The 975-nt window shown below is 66.4% G+C and carries 1 protein-coding gene; it reads left to right on the top strand.

Annotation, left to right across the window (positions count from 1 at the left end; all coding sequences use genetic code 11):
• Positions 1-975, top strand: a 975-nt coding sequence (nhaA, locus tag EOD29_RS30600; RefSeq protein WP_127248775.1) for a Na+/H+ antiporter NhaA, incomplete at both ends; no start/stop codon positions are given.

Here is a 975-nt window from a genome sequence, read left to right as displayed (position 1 = left end):
CTATTTCGCCGCCCTCCACGCCTATCTCGGTCCGCTCAGCGTCTCGCACTGGGTGAATGACGGGCTTATGGCGGTGTTCTTCCTGCTGGTCGGGCTGGAGATCAAGCGCGAGATGCTGGACGGCCAGCTCTCAACCTGGCCGCGCCGCGTGCTGCCGGGCATCGCCGCGGCCGGCGGCATGGTGTTTCCGGCGCTGGTCTATGTGTTGGTCAACCGCGACAACCAGGCGGCGCTTCCCGGCTGGGCGATCCCCACCGCCACCGACATTGCCTTCGCGCTCGGCGTGCTGTCGCTGCTCGGCAGCCGCGTGCCGGCCTCGCTGAAAGTGTTTCTTACCGCTTTGGCCATCATCGACGATCTCGGCGCCGTCATCATCATCGCGCTGTTCTACACCAGCGGCCTGTCGCTCGCCTATCTCGGCGCCGCCTTCGCGGTCATCGCCGTATTGATCGTACTCAACCGCATGCGGGTGATGAACCTCTTGCCCTATCTCGTACTGGGCGCGGCGCTTTGGGTGCTGGTGCTGAAGTCGGGCGTGCATGCGACGCTTGCCGGCGTGGCGCTGGCGCTCACCATCCCGCTCGAGCGTTCGCCCGCCTTTGGTCACGACGTCGAACACTCGCCGCTGCACCGGCTGGAACATGGCCTGCACAAGCTCGTGCCCTTCATCGTCATCCCGATCTTCGGCTTCGCCAATGCCGGCGTCTCGCTCGGCGGCCTGAGCGTTGCCGCGCTGGTCGAGCCTCTGACGCTCGGCGTCGCCGCCGGCCTCGTCGTCGGCAAGCTGGTCGGCGTCTTCGGCGCCTCGGTTCTCGCCATCCGGCTCGGCCTCGCCGACCTGCCGGCCAATGCTGGCTGGCTGCATATGATCGGCATTTCGCTTCTGTGCGGCATCGGCTTCACCATGAGCCTGTTCATCGGCCTGCTCGCCTTCGCCAATGACGCGGCCCTTCAGGACGCGGTAAAGGTCGGCAT

The organism is Mesorhizobium sp. M1A.T.Ca.IN.004.03.1.1 (assembly GCF_003997555.1).
GTDB lineage: Bacteria > Pseudomonadota > Alphaproteobacteria > Rhizobiales > Rhizobiaceae > Mesorhizobium.
The sequence above is the reverse complement of the archived record's forward strand: the minus strand, read 5'-3'. Positions and strand labels throughout refer to the sequence as shown.